Consider the following 15,869-nt stretch of genomic DNA (forward strand, 5'->3'; position numbering starts at 1 on the left):
CGCACGCCTCGTCGGCTACCTCGGCGCCTCCCGCGGTGAGGTGCGCGGCGAGGACGGCGGCGACATCGGGCGGGGCGCCGCGGCGGCTCGCGAGCACGAGGCGGCGGACGCCGTGCTCGGCCACCAGGTGCCGGGCGAGGACGGCGCCGAGGCCGCCGGTGCCGCCGGTGATCAGGACTGTCCCGTCCGGGTTCCACGCGGCGCCGGTCGCGGCCACCGCGCCCGCGCGGGCCAGCCGGGCCGCGAGCACGGCGCCGCCGCGCACGGCCAGCTGCGGCTCGTCGCCGCCGAGGGCGCGCTCGGGCAGCGGTCCGCCGGCCGGGTCCAGGTCGACCAGGCCGAAGCGGCCCGGGTGCTCGGCCTGCGCGGAGCGCACCAGGCCCCACACGGCGGCCGCGGCCGGGTCGGTGACCTCCTCGTCCGCGGTGGTGGCGACCGCGCCCCGGGTCACGAAGACCAGTCGGCCGAACGCGTCCGCGGCAAGCCACTGCTGGAGCCGGGCCAGCGCCAGGGCCGTCAGCGCGTGGGCCGAGCCGACCGGGTCGGCCGGGTCGCCCGCGAGCGGCACGAGCACCGCCTCGGCCGGAGCCTCGCCCGCCGTCGGCAGCACGCCGAGGCCGAGCGGGTCCGCATCCGGGACGGCCACCGAGGCGGGCACCTGCGCGCCGCCGCGCGGCCGGGACCAGCGCAACTCGAACATCGCGTCCCGGACCGGCCCGGCGCCCGCACCGGCCGGCCCCGGGAGCGCCCGCAGCAGCAGCGAGCCGACCGAGAGGACCGGGCCGCCCGCCGCGTCGGCGACCTCGACGGCGACCGAGTCGTCCCCGGTCGCGGACAACCGCACCCGCACCACCGACGCGCCCGCGGCGTGCAGGCTGACGTCCTGCCAGGAGAACGGCACCCCGCCGAGCCCGAGGAACGCCGTCGCGTGCAGCGCCGCGTCCAGCAGCGCCGGGTGGATGCCGAACGCGCCCGCCTCGCCGCTCGCGCCCTCGTCCAGCGCGACCTCGGCGAACACCTCCTCGCCGCGCCGCCAGGCCGCGCGCAGCCCGCGGAACGCCGGGCCGTAGCGGAAGCCCGCACCGGCGAGGCGCTCGTCCAGGCCGTCCAGGTCGAGCGCCCCGGCACCGGCCGGCGGCCACTGCGTGAACTCCCCGCCGACGGACCGGGGTTCGCCGACCGATTCGCCCGACGCGAGGATGCCGTCGGCGTGCTGCGTCCACGGGGTGTCCTCGTCGCCCTCGGGACGGGCGTAGACACCGACGGTGCGCCGCCCGTTCGCGTCGGCCCGCCCGGCCCACACCTGCACCTGCACGCCGCCCTGCTCGGGCAGCGGCAGCGGCGCGGTGAGCGTCAGCTCCTCGACGCGCTCGCAGCCGACCTCGTCACCCGCGCGCACGGCAAGCTCCAGGAAGGCCGTGCCGGGCAGCAGGACGGTGCCGTCGACGACGTGGTCGGCCAGCCACGGGTGGGTGCGCAGCGAGAGCCGGCCGGTCAGCAGCAGGCCGTCGGAGTCGGCGAGCGAGACGGCGGCGGCGAGCAGCGGGTGGTTGGCCGAGCCGAGCCCGGCGGCGCGGACGTCGCCGGTGCGCGAGAGCGCGCTCTTCGGCCAGTAGCGCTTGTGCTGGAAGGCGTAGGTGGGCAGGTCGGCGCGGCGGGCGCCGGTGCCCTCGAAGTAGGCGTCCCAGCGCACCGGGACGCCCCGCACGTGCAGTCCGGCGAGGGCCTCGGTGAGCGCCTCGGTCTCCTCGCGGCCGGGGCGCAGCGAGGCGAGGGCGCTGCACCCTTCGCCGGCCGGCTCGTCGAGGGCGCTCCGGGCGAGCGCGGCGAGGGCGCCGTCGGGACCGAGTTCGAGGAACAGGGTGGCGCCATGGCCGCCGAGCCAGCCGGCGGCGGCGGCGAAGCGGACGGCCTGGCGGGCCTGGCCGGCCCAGTAGTCGGCGGAGGTGAGCTGCTCGACGGTGGCGAGCGTGCCGGTGAGCGTCGAGACGACCGGGATCGCGGGCGCCTGCGGGTCCAGCCCGGCGACGACGGCGCGGAACTCGTCGAGCATCGGGTCCATGAGCGGCGAGTGGAAGGCGTGCGAGACTCGCAACCGCCGCACCTTGCGACCCAGTTCGGCGAAGTGCGCACCGACGGCCTCGGCCGCCGCGGTCTCGCCCGCGACGACCACGGCCTGCGGCCCGTTGACGGCGGCGAGCGACACGCCCTCGCCGAGCAGCGGGAGGACCTCGTCCTCGCTCGCCTGCACCGCGACCATGGCGCCGCCGGTCGGCAGGGCCTGCATCAGGCGGGCCCGGGCGGCGACCAGGGCGCAGGCGTCGGCCAGCGAGAACACCCCGGCGACGTGTGCGGCGGCGACCTCGCCGACCGAGTGGCCGGCCAGGAAGTCCGGGCGCACGCCCCAGGACTCCAGCAGCCGGTACAGCGCGACCTCGACGGCGAACAGCGCGGGCTGGGCGTGGCCGGTGCGGTTCAGGGCGTCCTCGTCGGCACCCCAGATCACCTCGCGCAACGACGCGCCCGGCCGGCCGTCGAGCCGGCCGTCGAGCTGGACGTCGAGCCGGGCGAGCACCTCGTCCAGCGCGGCGGCGAACACCGGGAAGCGGGCGGCCAGTTCGCGGCCCATGCCGAGGCGCTGCGAGCCCTGGCCGGCGAACAGGAAGGCGAGCTTGCCGCGGCCCTGGGTGGTGCCCAGGACGGCCCGGCCGTCGCCCTCGCCGTCCGCGAGCGCGGTGAGCGCCGCGGCGGCCTCGGCGCGGCCGGCCGCGGTGACGACGGCGCGGTGCTCCAGGGCGGCGCGGGTGGTGGCGAGCGCGTGTGCGAGGTCGGCGTCGGAGCCTTCGGCGTCCGTCGCCAGGAACGCGGCCAGCCGCCGGGCCTGGGCGCGCAGCGCCTCGGGGGTGCGGCCGGATACCGGCCAGGGCAGCGTCCCGGCCTCGGCGGCCCCGGACCCTGGCGCCTGCTCCACCGCCGGGGCCTCCTCGATGATGGCGTGCGCGTTGGTGCCGCTGAGGCCGAAGGACGAGACGCCCGCCCGGCGCGGCTCGGCGCCCTGCGGCCACGGCGTCGCCTCGGTCAGCAGCCGGACCGCGCCGGACCCCCAGTCGACGTGGGTCGACGGCTCGTCCACGTGCAGGGTGCGCGGCAGCAGTTCGTGCCGCAGCGCCAGCACCGCCTTGATCACCCCGGCCATGCCGGCGGCAGCCTGGGTGTGGCTCAGGTTCGACTTCACCGAGCCGAGCAGCAGCGGGCGCTGCGGGTCCCGCGCGCGCCCGTAGGTGGCGAGCAGCGCCTGGGCCTCGACCGGGTCGCCGAGGACGGTACCGGTGCCGTGTGCCTCGACCGCGTCCACCTGGTCGGCGGAGAGCCGCGCGTTGAGCAGCGCCTGCTCGATGACGCGCTGCTGGGAGGGCCCGTTGGGCGCGGTGAGCCCGTTGGAGGCGCCGTCCTGGTTGACGGCGGTGCCGCGCACGACGGCCAGCACCCGGTGCCCGTTGCGCCGGGCCGCCGACAGCCGCTCCAGGACGAGCACGCCGACGCCCTCGGCCCATCCGGTGCCGTCCGCGGCGTCGGCGAAGGAGCGGCAGCGGCCGTCCGAGGCCAGGCCGCCCTGGCGGGCGAACTCGACGAAGGTGGTGGGGGTCGACATGACGGTGACGCCCGCGGCGAGCGCCATCGCGCACTCGCCCGCGCGCAGCGACTGCGCGGCCAGGTGGAGCGCGACGAGCGACGACGAGCACGCGGTGTCGACGGTGACCGCCGGGCCGACGGCGCCGAGGACGTAGGAGAGGCGGCCGGAGATCACGCTGGTCGCGTTGCCCGTCAGCACGAAGCCCTGGACGTCGTCGTCCGGCCCGGTGCGGTAGTCCTGCGGCATCGCGCCGACGAAGACGCCGGTGCGGGTGCCGCGGACGCTGCTCGGGTCGATGCCCGCCCGCTCGATGGCCTCCCAGGACGCCTCCAGCAGGACGCGCTGCTGCGGGTCCATGGACAGCGCCTCGCGCGGGGAGATGCCGAAGAAGCCCGGGTCGAAGTCCGCGGCGCCCTGGAGGAACCCGCCCCGGACGTCCACCGGCCCGTCCGCCGGGTCGAGCTCCCAACCACGGTCGGCGGGCAGGCCGGTGATGCCGTCCTCGCCGGCGACGAGCATCGCCCAAAGGTCCTCGGGAGAGGCGACCCCGCCGGGGAATCGGCAGCTCATCCCCACGATGGCGATCGGCTCCCGGGCGGCCGCCTCCAGCTCGTCCACCCGCTGCCGGGAGCGCTGGAGGTCCGCGCTGGCCCGCTTGAGGTAGTCCCGGAGCTTCTGTTCCTTGTCCATCATCGACGCAACCCATCTGGAAGACCGGCGAACGGCAGGGATCCGCTTGAGGACGGCCCGCGTGCCCGGCACGCGCGGCGCTCGCATTCCCGCACTCCAGCGCCCAGTCTCGATCGGGCCCGCGCCGAATTTCCCTAGGGTCTGTCGATCATGTCCGAACGGCTCCCGGACTCTAGGGAATTGCCGGGCCGTTCGGCTGGATCGTCAGTTGCGCGAGCCATGGGTGCGGCCCGACCGGGCCGAGCGCTCCGACATCGACGAGGATCACCGCCATGCCCGAACCCCTCCCGCACGGCGACGCACCGAGAGTGCCGCTGCCCTCCGCCGAGGGCACCGCGGACCCGGCCGCGGCCGAGCTCAGCGAGCTCGACGAGCAGCTGATCGCCCAGCTGGTCCACCGCATCCGACTGGCCCGCGGCCACCAACTCAGCCGCCGCGCCGCCGGATTGCCGACCACCAGCCTCGCACAGGAGAACGCGATGCTGCGCCGGTACGCCGCCCGGCTCGGCGACCAGGGCGCGGGGATCGCGCTGGCGATCCTGGAGCTCTCCCGGCCGCCGAGCGGGCGGGCCGCCGAACAACGGTAGGGCGGTGGGGACGCGAAGTCCCCACCGCCCTTCGCCGTTCCCGGCGGGTGTCACCAGCGGGCGCCGGCCAGCACCGCGTCGTAGTCGCGGGCCACACGCGCCTGTTCCAGGTCGGACTCGACCATCATCCGCATGAGCTCGGGAAAGTCGACCTCCGGGTTCCAGCCCAGCTTCTCCCGCGCGTTGCCGGCGTCGGCGCAGAGCGTCTCCACCTCGGCGGGCCGCACGAGCCCTGGATCGACCTCGACATAGTGCTCCCAGTCGAGCCCGACGCACTCGAAGGCGATCCGGGCCGCGTCCCGCACCGAGTGCATCCGTCCGGTGCCGATGACGTAGTCGCCCGGCTCGTCCTGCTGGAGCATCAGGTGCATCGCCCGGACGTAGTCCCCGGCGAAGCCCCAGTCGCGGACGGCGTCGAGATTGCCGAGCAGCAGCCGGTCCTGCAGGCCGAGCTTGATCTGCGCGACCGCCAGGGAGATCTTCCGGGTCACGAACTCGGCCCCGCGGCGCGGCGACTCGTGGTTGAACAGGATCCCCGAGACACCGTACATCCCGTAGGACTCGCGGTAGTTGCGGGTGATGTAGTGACCGTAGGTCTTCACCACGCCGTACGGGCTGCGCGGGTGGAAGGTGGTCCGCTCGTTCTGCGGGGTCTCCGCCACCATGCCGAACATCTCGGAGCTGGAGGCCTGGTAGAACCGGATCCGGCCGGGGCCGTCGGCGGCACCGGCCGGCTTGTTGATGCCGCTGACCATCCGGATCGCCTCCAGCACCCGCAGCACGCCGGTGCCGTTGACCTCGGTGACGAGTTCCGGCTGCCGCCAGGACATCGGCACGAAGGAGATCGCCCCGAGGTTGTACACCTCGTCGGGCTGGATCGTGTCGACGGCCGACACCAGACTGCTCTGGTCCATCAGGTCACCGTCGACGAAGCGCAGCTCCGGGATCAGCCGGCTGACCCGGTCCTTCCGCGGGTTGGCCTGCCCCCTGGTCAGGCCCCAGACCTGGTACCCCAGGGAGATCAGGTGCTCGGCCAGGTAAGACCCGTCCTGGCCGGTCACCCCGGTGATCAGTGCACGCTTGGACATCCGTTCCCCTTCAGCCACTGCTCGCGGACCGCTCTCGGCACAGCCAGCGAACCACTGACGCGGCTAAGGAATTTGCGAGACTTCCCGCCCGCTCGGCCGGCGGGCGGGCCGGACGGGCGCTCCGGGCCCGTCACCCGTCGTCGGGCCGGAGCACGGCGGTCACCGCCCGTACGCACCCGAGCAGCGAGTCCGCCGAGTCCCACCCGCCGGAGCGCCAGAGCAGCAGGTCCGCCCCGTCCACGCGCCAGCTGAACGGCTCCGGCGCGGCCGACAGTTCGCGCACGCCCTGGGCCGAGAGCACCCGCCGGGCCTGGTCCGGATCGGCTGCGTAGCTCCGGTACCGGTGGTCGAACTCCGTCTCCCCACTGCTGATCCGGCCCTCGGGCACCGGCTCGACGACGAGGACGGAGTGGAAGACGCGCTCGTGCCGCACCTCGATCCCGTCGACCGGGAACGGCAGCGACACCACCGCGATCCCGTAGACATGGGTCGCCCCGTTGTACCGGCAGCTGTACCCCGCCACGGTGAGCGGCAGGCCGTCGACCACGCCGCCCACCTGATCGGCGAGCCGCTGCGCGGCTCCGTAGTGGAAGGGCGGACCGGCCACCGGGAGTCGGGAGACGGTGAAATCCGGTGTGGGCACCAAACTGTGACGCTTCAACAGGTCATCGGCCAGCGCCCCCGCCCGTCGTCGCCCGCGGAGCGCGTCGAGGCGCGGCGCTGTGAGCACCAGGGAGACCAGGGCAAGGAAGAACACGAGCGGAACGACGACGTCCATGGCGCGCTCCAGTGATCGGGACCACGTCGACAGCGCCCCCCGACCGCACGGAGGCGTGCGCGACCTTCACGCCGACCAGACTTCCCGGCACACCGCTACCGACTGTACGCGATCGGACACCGGACGCAAGAGGCCCGCCCTCGGGCCGGCCGGTGCTGTCGGGGCTCAACCGGTGGCCCTCCACGACCGGGTACCGCTCAACCCGCGTCCCAGTGACGGGGAACCGTCAGGGTCGGCCGCCGCGCCGCCGGGCTTCCGTCAACGACCAACCCCGGCCTCCTCCTATCCTCCACAACGGGAACATGCCGGCCTCGTCCCGACATGGTCGGCGCCGGACGGCAACCACGCGAGCCGGGCCCTCGCCGCGGCCGCCGGCTTCCGGGCCCTCCGGCGCGAGGTGGTGTACTGGGCCGGCCCCGCCCTCACCCGGTGAGCGGGCCGGTCGTCACCGGGAACCCCGCACGTCAGAGGCCCGTCAGGAACCCGCGGCCGGGCGTCATGATGCCGTCAGCGGCCACCCGCCCGGCCCGCGTGGCGCGTTCACCAATTGATCTCCCAGGATGCCCCGGCCTTCAGGCCGGGGAGGAATGGGTTCTTGGCTCGGAGCCGCGAAGCGGCGGAGCGAGCTTCGGAGTTTGGACAGGGGCCGTTGTCAGTGGCTTTCGGTAGGTTGATCTCGTGCATCTTCGGTACTCCTATCGCATCTGTCCGACGGCTGGTCAGCGCTCCGCGCTGGCGCGCACGTTCGGGTGTGCGCGGGTGGTGTACAACGATGCTCTGGCGGCTCGGAAGCAGGCCCGTAAGGACGGCCTTCCGTACCCCAAGGGCACCGACTTGCAGAAGCTGGTGATCACAGCGGCGAAGCGCACCGCCGAGCGGGTGTGGCTCGCCTCGGTCGGTGTGGACCCGCTGATCCAGTCCCTGCGGGACCTGGACACCGCGTACCGCAACTTCTTCGACTCGGTGTCCGGCAGGCGCGCCGGGCGTCCGGTCGGGCTTCCCCGTTTCAAGTCGAAGCGGGACAGCCGGCAGAGCCTTCGGTTCACCCGCAACGGGTTCCGTATCCGGGGCAACGGGAAGCTGTATCTGGCGAAGATCGGCGATGTGCGGGTGAAGTGGTCGCGTGTGCTGCCCGCCGAGCCGTCCTCGGTGACGATCATGCTCGATCCGTCGGGCCGGTACTACGCGAGTTTCGTTGTGGAAGTCGAGCCGGAGCACCTTCCCGAGCTGGACACCGAGGTCGGTATCGACCTCGGACTGACCACCTACGCCGTCCTCTCCGACGGCAGGGTGATCGACAACCCGCGTTTCCTGCGCGCGGCGGAGAAGAAACTCAAGGCCGCGCAGCGGGCGCTGTCCCGCAAGGCGAAGGGGTCGAAGAACCGGGCCAAGGCCCGGCGCAAGGTCGCCAAAGCGCACGCCAAGGTGGCCGACACCCGCATGGACTGGCTGCATAAGCAGACCACCAGGATCATCCGTGAGAACCAAGCGGTGTACCTGGAGGATCTGAACGTGCGCGGCCTCGGCCGTGGCTGGCCGGCCAAGTCCGTCCACGACGCCGGATGGTCCACCTTCCGGCGTCTCCTGGAGGAGAAGGCCGCGCGGTACGGGCGCACCATCGGCATCGTGCACCGCGCGTTCCCGTCCTCGCAGCTCTGCTCGCAGTGCGGGCACCGCGATGGCCCCAAGCCCCTCGCCGTCCGCGCGTGGGCTTGCGGGGCGTGTGGTGTGCTCCATGACCGTGACCTCAATGCCGCTCGAAACATCCTGGCCGCCGGGCAGGCGGACAGGCTAAACGCCCCCGGAGAGCCGGTCAGACCCGGCGTGGCAATCCCACGCCAGGCACGGCCCGTTGAACGGGGAACCCACCTCGGCAACCTGCCACTCACGGGTATCCGTGCCGCAGGCGCGGGAGGAATCCCCGTCCATTAGGGCGGGGAGGATGTCAAACAACCGGCCGTTCGGGGAGCGGCGGCGCACGCCTCCCTACGATCACACGGCGGGATCGGTATCGTCCGCCAGGATGCCCCTGGTCTGCGACCCAGCAGCCCCGCACGGAGGAGGTCCACCATGGCCGACAGCGGCTCCCCGGCGCGGCGGCCGGACGCTCCTCATCACGGCGTGCACGACTCCGTGCGTCCGGCGGTGGTGATCGCCGCGCTCGGGGTGGTCTTCGGCGACATCGGGACCAGCCCGATCTACACCCTCCAGACCGTCTTCGATCCGAGCGACCCCCACCCCGTCCCGGTCACCGCGGAGAACGTGTACGGGGTGGTGTCGCTGGTGTTCTGGTCGGTGGTGATCATCGTCCTGGTCACCTACGTGTTCCTGGCGATGCGCGCCGACAACGACGGCGAGGGCGGCATCATGGCGCTGATCACGCTCCTGCGGCGGTCCGGCTCACCGCGCGGCCGGCGGACCACCGCCGCACTGGCCGCACTCGGCATCTTCGGCGCGTCGCTGTTCTTCGGCGACAGCATGATCACCCCGGCGATCTCGGTGCTCTCGGCGATCGAAGGGCTCAAGGTCGTCGAGCCGTCGCTGGAAAGCGCCGTCGTCCCACTCACCGCGGTGATCATCGTGCTGCTGTTCCTGGTGCAGCGCAGGGGGTCCGCGGCGGTGGGCCGGCTGTTCGGACCTGTGATGATCGCCTGGTTCGTGGCCATCGGGGCCTGCGGAGTGAGCGAGATCGCCGACCACCCGCAGATCCTCAGGGCGCTGTCACCGGGTTACGCCTTGGGCTTCCTGTTCGGCCACTTCGGCACCGCCTTCTTCGCGCTGGCCGCCGTCGTGCTCGCGGTCACCGGCGCCGAGGCGCTCTACGCCGACATGGGACATTTCGGCCGCCGGTCGATCACCCGGGCCTGGCTGGTCCTCGTCTTCCCCGCCTGCATCCTGAGCTACCTCGGTCAGGGCGCGCTGATCCTCGCCGGTCCGGCCGACGTGAGCAGCCCGTTCTTCCTGCTCGTTCCCCACTGGGGACGGCTGCCGATGGTCGTACTGGCCACGGCCGCGACCGTGATCGCCTCCCAGGCGGTGATCACCGGCGCCTACTCGGTCACCTCCCAGGCCGCCCAGCTCGGCTACCTGCCGAGGCTGCGCATCGCACACACCTCAGAGTCCACCGTGGGTCAGATCTACGTCCCCTGGATCAACTGGCTGCTGATGGTCTCGGTGCTCACCCTGGTCTTCGCCTTCCGCAGCTCCACCGCCCTGGCCTTCGCGTTCGGCATGGCGGTCACCGGAACCATCACCATCTCCACCCTGCTGTTCTTCTACGTCGCCCGGGAGAAGTGGGCCACCCCGGTCTGGCTGCTCGTCACCGGCGCGACGGTGCTGCTCACCGTGGACCTGCTGTTCGTGGCGGCCAACGTGACCAAGCTCGTCCACGGCGCGTGGCTGCCGCTGCTGATCGGCATCACCGTGTTCGCCGTCATGACGACCTGGCAGCGCGGACGCGAGGTCGTCACGGCGGAGCGGGCGCGCCATGAGGGCCCCTTGCGCGAGTTCGTCGACCGCCTGCACAGCGGGGCGGTGCCGGCGCTGCGGGTCCCCGGCACCGCCGTCTTCCTCAACCGGGGCAAGCAGACGGCGCCACTGGCCATGCGGGCCAACGTCGAGCACAACCACGTCCGGCACGACCACGTCGTGATCCTGTCCATCGAGACCGAGCCGCTGCCGCGCCTCCCCGACGACCGGCGGCTCGTCGTCGACGACCTCGGCTACGCCGAGGACCGGATCATCCACGTCACCGCCCGGTTCGGCTACATGGAGACACCGGACGTGCCGGGCGTGCTCTCGATGCTCGAACCCACCCGGACCGAGGGGCCGTTGCAACTCGGTCAGGCGTCCTACTTCCTGTCCAAGATCGAGCTGCGGCGCGGGAAGGCCCCGACCATGGCCCCCTGGCGCAAGCGGCTGTTCATCGCCACCTCGTACATCGCCGCCGACGCCGCCGAGTACTTCGGCCTTCCCCGCGAGCGCACGGTCATCATGGGCTCGCACATCGAGGTGTAGGCGCGTCTTCCACACGGTTCGGACGCACCTCGGCCCCGGGCTCCGTCGTCCACCCCGGTGGACGGCGTAGCCCGGGAGCCGACCCCTCGGCCACGATCCCGTACACGACGCGATGGCGCCCGGCCTGTCGGGCCGGGCGCCACCAGCTCCGTCAACGCCCCGTCGTTCAGCGGGTCTTCTTCCGCTTCGTCTTCGTCCGGCCGAGCGCGAAGAACACGAGTGAGGCCGTGAACGCCGCCCCTCCGAGGAGGTTTGCGTCATTCCGGGAGGAGTCCCACTCCGCGATCAGGGCGGTCAGGGCCGCAAGGGCCAGGAGGCCTACCACGACCGCGGCCGTCACCTGTCTCATCGCGTCCGCCTTTCGCCGATCCGTCCGCCGAGATCCACCGAGTCCGACGGGGACCGGATCACCCGAAGGGGTTGCAGACGAAGCCGCCCGCCCCGATGCCGCCGACCCAGTAGATGTACGTCCAGCCGTTCTGGTGCTGGCAGACCTGGATCCCGCCGGCGATGACGCCGAGCGCGGCGGCGACGGCAGCGGCGTACGGGCCGCCGCCCAGCGCGGCCACCAGCCCGGAGATGCCGGCACCGGTCCAGAAGCCGCCCTCGACCTTGTTGGTGAGCCAGGAGTCCAGGCCGACCTCGACGCCGTACCAGTGCGTCTTGATGTAGCCGTGTCGGCCGCGCCAGGTCGCGTTCGGGCTGGGGTGGCCGGTCTGGCCGGTCGACTGCCCGATCTCGTCAGTGAGGACGTTGGTGGGGACCGCCACGCCTTCCGGCGACATCGCGAGCTTCCCGCTCCTGATGTTGGCGTTCACGTCCGCCACATACGACCGCAGCTGCGCGAGCTGCGTCGCGGGCACCTGCTTCAGCACCGATGCCGGAGCGTCGATCGAATACCCGGAATTGGAGAAGGTGACGTACCCGTTGAGCACGTGCAGCGGGCTGGACTGCGGAGCGACCTCGCCGCTGGGCAGGCGGCTGCCCGTCGCCGGTCCCTGCGGCGCCTTCGAGCCGGTCTGCACCTGGTGCGAGCCCACCGGGGCGGCCGAGGCCGCGGGCGAGATCGTCATCAGCAGGCCGGTGGCCGCGATCAGTGCGACTCCGCCAAGGGACGCGCGTCTCACAACACTGTTCAATTCAACCCCCAGTTGATGTCACGCCGGACACTGGCCGGCGCGCGCCCCAATGGTCCCACCGGCCACACCAGTTGGGCGAGTAAGGGAATCATCAATTCCGCATCGCCCGGACGCAGGGCTTTGACGGGTGCCGCTCCGAAGGCCGGTCCGGCCGACGGAACCTGCCAGGAAGGAGGCTGCCGGTGCGGTGCGGAGCCGGGGCCTGTCGATGGTCTCGCGTGGCATTCATCATCGTCACCCGGCTCGCCCGCGCTGCTACATCTCACCCGCGAGACTCGACGGGCCCAGGCGCGGCGCGCCGTCGGCGGCCGCCAGGTGCCGCCCGCGCCACCACGACGCAGCCGCCGGCTTCACCTCTGCGCCCGGCACCGCGACGGACTTGATCAGCTCCCCGGAGCGCCCGCGAATGTCGATTCGGACCGGCAGCGTGCGGCCCCGCACGCTGGTCCCGCCGGGCCCGGCCGGGTGCACCTGGCCCAGCACCTCCGTCACGGCCGTGACGAGCGCCGCCGCCACGGCATCCTCGGTGATCTGCCCCGTGTCCTCTCCGAGCCAGTGCAGGACGAGCGCCCAGTCACCCCTTCGGGCCCCCGTGCGGGGCTGGGTGGGCTCCGCGCTGAGGCCGAGCTCGGCAAGGGCCTCGATCAGCACCTCCACGTCCTGGCCGTCGAGGTGCTGGAAGTTCTCTTCGATGAGCAACTGTGTCATGAACGTTCCCCCGTGAGATGGTCGGTCGGACGCGGTCGCAGACGGCGCGTCTGCGAGACGTCGTCCTGCGACGATGCCGCACCCCGAGACCGACAGAACGTGCCGGCGGAGTACCCTAACGATGAATTAGCGATCTCCATGACATTGACGGTCGCTCCAACCGCCTTGTTCATTGGCTCGCTGGGGCCTGGCGCTCGGCGGCCTCCGGCGCCGCCTCGGTTCGCAGTTCCCGGTCGGGAGCCCTCGGGGCCGCCCAGCGGGGCCTGTCGTGCACCGGCCGGAGAGCGGGCCGGCTATTCGGCCGACTTCCAGGGGCACGCGAACTCGTGCAGCGCCGTCGCGGCGGCCGGGGCGAGCGTCCGGTCGTTCACCGGCGTGCCGGCCGGGTGCAGGAAGTGGTCCAGGCCGGCCAGGGTGCGCAGTCCCGGGCCGGTGGTGTGCGCGCGGGCGAGTGCGGCGAGCAGCGGCGTCGTGGTCGCGCAGGGCACGTTGGTGTCCGCGGTGCCGCAGGTGACGGTGACGCGGGTGCCGGGCCGGATCGCCCGGGCGGCGTCCGGCGGGTGGACGTCGTCGTCGCTGCGGACGAAGCGGGCGTTGTTCGGGCCGAACAGGGCGTTCAGCAGCGAGGCGAGCGGCGGCAGCAGGGCGCTCGTGTCAGTGGGGCGCCCGGCCCGGAAGTCGGCGATGGCGGCGGCCATGGCCGACTTGTTCGCCTGGGCCACCGGCTCGGTCAACTGCCCGGCCGTCACGGCCTGGTCGAGCTGGGTGTCAAACTGGGCGGCCAGGAGATCCAGCAGGCGCTCGTCCTGCGGGGCCAGCAGTGCGAGGCCGGCCGGCGCGGGCCGTACCGTGCGGGCGAGGAGCAGCGCCTGCAGTCCGCCTTCGCTGTGGCCGACGACCAGCAGGGCGTGTGGGTCGGCCTCCGGTTGGTTGTGCAGGGTGGTGTAGGCGGCCGCGGCCTGGCGGGTGAAGGCGGCCAGGTCCAGCCGGCCGGGGTCGCCCTGGTAGGCGCCGGCTCCGGTGCTGCCGGTGAAGTACTTGTCGAAGCGCAGCGTCATCACGCCGTCGGCGCCGAGGGTGTCGGCTATCAGTGCCAGGGTCCCGGGCGTGAGCTGGGGCGGCTCGTCGCCGTTGCGGTCCGTCGGGCCGCTGCCGGGCAGCAGTAGGGCGGCGGCGAGGTGGTGGCCGGCCCGGTGGGCGGGGACGTGCAGGGTGCCGTAGGCGGTGGTGCCGTCCACTGTGAACTGAACCGTGCGGTCTGCGGTGGGGACGAGTGCGGCCGGTGCGGCCGCGTTGGCGGCGGGCGTGCCCAGTCCCGTCACGGTGACCGCGGCCAGTGTGGCAGCGATCGCTAAGGTACTCCAACGCATGTGTTTCTCCTGTGAGTTGGGGTGTGGCTTCGAGCTCCGGGAGCTCAGTGGCCGATCAGGTTCAGGACCGTGATGAAGACGGCCAGCCCCACGAGTAGCAGCAGGCACCGGGGATTGCCGAAGTTGAGGGTCCAGCCGATGCCGAACCGCTTGGCGACGAGTAGGGATGGGTCCTGCCGGTTGAGGTAGAACAGCCCGCCGGCGCGCCAGTGGCGGTCGTCGTCCGGGGCCACCACCCGCGGGTCCGCCGGCCCGCCCGCCGCGTCGTCCGGTTCACTCGTCGCCAGGCGGCTCCCGCCCTGCCCGGTGCGCAGCGCGATCGCGACGACGACGAGCAGGCCTGCCGTGATCGGCGCCAGCACGGGGAGAGGGGAGAAGGAAAGGTTGCCGTGCCAGGTCTGCCAGGCAGCGGCCAGCATGCCCAGGTTGACGCAGGCCCCCAGCAGCATGACCGAGCCCGCGGTTCGGACGACGAATCGCCGGTGCCGCGCAGCGCTGGTCGCCGGCCGCGCGGGGTCGAGTGCGGCCCGGGAGCGGAGTGCCAGCCGGGTCACCAGCAGGAGCAGCCCGGTGAGCGCGAGTTGGATGAAGACCGGTGCGAAGGCGGTGCCGATCGACTTGTCCGCCAGCCGGTCGGCCTGCCCGTGGGTGGCGTAGTGCATCGGCAGCCGGGCCGGCATCGACGGGTACTCCACCGCGGCGAGCACTGCGGAGAACACGGGGACGAGCAGCGCGGGCGCGGCCCACCGCCAGGGATAGCGCACCGGCTCGGTCCGCAGCGTGGTGTCCACGGCGACCACCTGGCGCAGGCCGCCGTACCAGTCCTCGCCGAGCTTGACCGTCAGGATCGCGCGACGGGCGCGAAGGTACCCGGTTGTGGACACCACCGCGATTGCCGTCGACGCTCCTGCGAACAGCGGTGTGCTCGGGAAGACGAGGCAGCATACGAGCTCGGCCGCGAGCGCCGCGCCGCCGACGCCCCCCACCCACCAGCGGTACGCGCGCCGCTGTTCGGCGATCACGGGGGCGTTGGCGTGTGCCGGCGGGGTCCGCACCCCGAAGGGCAGGGTCGGCCCGGTGAGGGCGGGCATCAGCCACGCCATCAGCAGTATGACGAAGGGTATGACCACCTGAACGACAGCTGTTCCGGACATCATGCCGGCTCTCCTAGGCCTCTGTGTTCCACGCCGAGCTCTCCATCGCGCGGTTCGCCGCCCCGCCCGCCGAGGCGGGCCCCGAAGGAACCGACGACCCGTCCGCACATCGTCAGCACGGCCTCCGCGTCCACCCCTTGCGCCGCCGCCTCGGCGAGCAGCGTCCGCAGCCGGACCGACCACTCGTCGGCGAAGCCGGGAGGCGGCGGTCCGGAGTGAGCGTCCCGCTGCACCACGGCGCCGCTCTTACGGTTCAGCCGCAGCAGTCCCTCCTGGCGCAGCAGGTCGTAGGCCTTGTTGACGGTGTGGAAGTTGATGCCGAGGTCGCCGGCGAGCTGTCGGGTCGACGGCAGGGCGCTTCCCTCCACCAACTCGCCCACCGCGATGGCCGCCACGACCTGGTCCCGGATCTGCTGGTAGATCGGGACGGCGCTGCTCAGGTCGATGCTCAGGATCACGCGTGACTCCCTGGGGTTTATCTGCTCTATTACTTATAGAACAGACCATCGGTCGCTCGCAAGGAACGGAGCGTCAGTGTGGTGTCAAGACGGCCGTGGCTGCCGTGGCCGAGCGCGGGGACTCAGCCACGTACCGGCGAGCGGTGCTGGCCCGCCCGCCGCACCGACAAGGCGCCGTGGCTCGACGGCGACCTGCTGCGTCCTGCCCGCGACCGCGGCATCGAGGACGAGTGCGCGCTCTTCCTC

12 protein-coding genes are annotated in these 15,869 nt (G+C 72.8%); 3 read left to right on the forward strand and 9 right to left on the reverse strand.

Annotation, left to right across the window (positions count from 1 at the left end):
* Positions 1-4,324, reverse strand: a 4,324-nt coding sequence (locus tag ABTY61_RS28975) for a type I polyketide synthase (protein ID WP_350508051.1), incomplete at its 3' end; no start/stop codon positions are given.
* Between the two features lie 272 nt (positions 4,325-4,596).
* On the opposite strand from ABTY61_RS28975, the gene ABTY61_RS28980 reads away from it, so the two are divergent.
* Positions 4,597-4,911, forward strand: coding sequence for a chorismate mutase family protein (locus ABTY61_RS28980; protein ID WP_350508052.1), 315 nt, complete (start codon positions 4,597-4,599; stop codon positions 4,909-4,911).
* 50 nt (positions 4,912-4,961) lie between these two features.
* Here the strand turns inward: ABTY61_RS28980 and ABTY61_RS28985 are convergent, their stop codons facing one another.
* Entirely contained in the window at positions 4,962-5,999 is a 1,038-nt protein-coding gene (locus tag ABTY61_RS28985; protein ID WP_350508053.1) for a GDP-mannose 4,6-dehydratase, read from the reverse strand.
* 130 nt (positions 6,000-6,129) lie between these two features.
* Positions 6,130-6,777, reverse strand: a complete 648-nt coding sequence (locus tag ABTY61_RS28990) for a hypothetical protein (protein WP_350508054.1) — start codon at positions 6,775-6,777, stop codon at positions 6,130-6,132.
* Positions 6,778-7,455: 678 nt separating this feature from the next.
* Here ABTY61_RS28990 and ABTY61_RS28995 point away from each other — a divergent pair.
* Positions 7,456-8,709 (forward strand): RNA-guided endonuclease InsQ/TnpB family protein, encoded by a 1,254-nt coding sequence (locus tag ABTY61_RS28995; protein WP_350508055.1) that lies wholly within the window; start codon positions 7,456-7,458, stop codon positions 8,707-8,709.
* 138 nt (positions 8,710-8,847) lie between these two features.
* On the forward strand, positions 8,848-10,794 hold the full coding sequence (locus ABTY61_RS29000; protein ID WP_350508056.1) for a potassium transporter Kup: 1,947 nt from the start codon (positions 8,848-8,850) through the stop codon (positions 10,792-10,794).
* Positions 10,795-10,960: 166 nt separating this feature from the next.
* Here ABTY61_RS29000 and ABTY61_RS29005 read toward each other — a convergent pair whose 3' ends face one another.
* The 6 genes from ABTY61_RS29005 to ABTY61_RS29030 form a co-directional block, all read right to left on the reverse strand.
* The gene (locus tag ABTY61_RS29005) at positions 10,961-11,143 is read right to left on the reverse strand and encodes a hypothetical protein (protein WP_350508057.1); all 183 of its coding nucleotides are present in this window, start codon (positions 11,141-11,143) and stop codon (positions 10,961-10,963) included.
* A 58-nt stretch (positions 11,144-11,201) separates the two neighbouring features.
* Positions 11,202-11,867 (reverse strand): hypothetical protein, encoded by a 666-nt coding sequence (locus ABTY61_RS29010; RefSeq protein WP_350508058.1) that lies wholly within the window; start codon positions 11,865-11,867, stop codon positions 11,202-11,204.
* Positions 11,868-12,188: 321 nt separating this feature from the next.
* On the reverse strand, positions 12,189-12,641 hold the full coding sequence (locus ABTY61_RS29015) for a hypothetical protein (RefSeq protein WP_350508059.1): 453 nt from the start codon (positions 12,639-12,641) through the stop codon (positions 12,189-12,191).
* A 293-nt stretch (positions 12,642-12,934) separates the two neighbouring features.
* Entirely contained in the window at positions 12,935-14,011 is a 1,077-nt protein-coding gene (locus ABTY61_RS29020; protein WP_350508060.1) for an alpha/beta hydrolase family protein, read from the reverse strand.
* 44 nt (positions 14,012-14,055) lie between these two features.
* Complete coding sequence (locus tag ABTY61_RS29025) at positions 14,056-15,168, reverse strand: DUF1648 domain-containing protein (protein ID WP_350508061.1); 1,113 nt, start codon at positions 15,166-15,168, stop codon at positions 14,056-14,058.
* Positions 15,165-15,623, reverse strand: coding sequence for a GntR family transcriptional regulator (locus ABTY61_RS29030; protein ID WP_350508062.1), 459 nt, complete (start codon positions 15,621-15,623; stop codon positions 15,165-15,167). Before ABTY61_RS29030 ends, ABTY61_RS29025 begins: the two co-directional genes overlap by 4 nt.
* Positions 15,624-15,869: the final 246 nt, after the last annotated feature.

This window comes from Kitasatospora sp. NPDC096128 (assembly GCF_040303105.1).
Lineage (GTDB): Bacteria > Actinomycetota > Actinomycetes > Streptomycetales > Streptomycetaceae > Kitasatospora.

Excerpts from the sequence above, each read along its gene's own strand:
- ABTY61_RS28980 (WP_350508052.1), top strand. The coding sequence starts at position 4,597 with ATGCCCGAACCCCTCCCGCACGGCGACGCACCGAGAGTGCCGCTGCCC.
- ABTY61_RS29000 (WP_350508056.1), top strand. The coding sequence starts at position 8,848 with ATGGCCGACAGCGGCTCCCCGGCGCGGCGGCCGGACGCTCCTCATCAC.
- ABTY61_RS28985 (WP_350508053.1), bottom strand. The coding sequence starts at position 5,999 with ATGTCCAAGCGTGCACTGATCACCGGGGTGACCGGCCAGGACGGGTCT.
- ABTY61_RS29020 (WP_350508060.1), bottom strand. The coding sequence starts at position 14,011 with ATGCGTTGGAGTACCTTAGCGATCGCTGCCACACTGGCCGCGGTCACC.
- ABTY61_RS29010 (WP_350508058.1), bottom strand. The coding sequence starts at position 11,867 with ATGACGATCTCGCCCGCGGCCTCGGCCGCCCCGGTGGGCTCGCACCAG.
- ABTY61_RS28990 (WP_350508054.1), bottom strand. The coding sequence starts at position 6,777 with ATGGACGTCGTCGTTCCGCTCGTGTTCTTCCTTGCCCTGGTCTCCCTG.
- ABTY61_RS29025 (WP_350508061.1), bottom strand. The coding sequence starts at position 15,168 with ATGATGTCCGGAACAGCTGTCGTTCAGGTGGTCATACCCTTCGTCATA.
- ABTY61_RS29005 (WP_350508057.1), bottom strand. The coding sequence starts at position 11,143 with ATGAGACAGGTGACGGCCGCGGTCGTGGTAGGCCTCCTGGCCCTTGCG.
- ABTY61_RS29015 (WP_350508059.1), bottom strand. The coding sequence starts at position 12,641 with ATGACACAGTTGCTCATCGAAGAGAACTTCCAGCACCTCGACGGCCAG.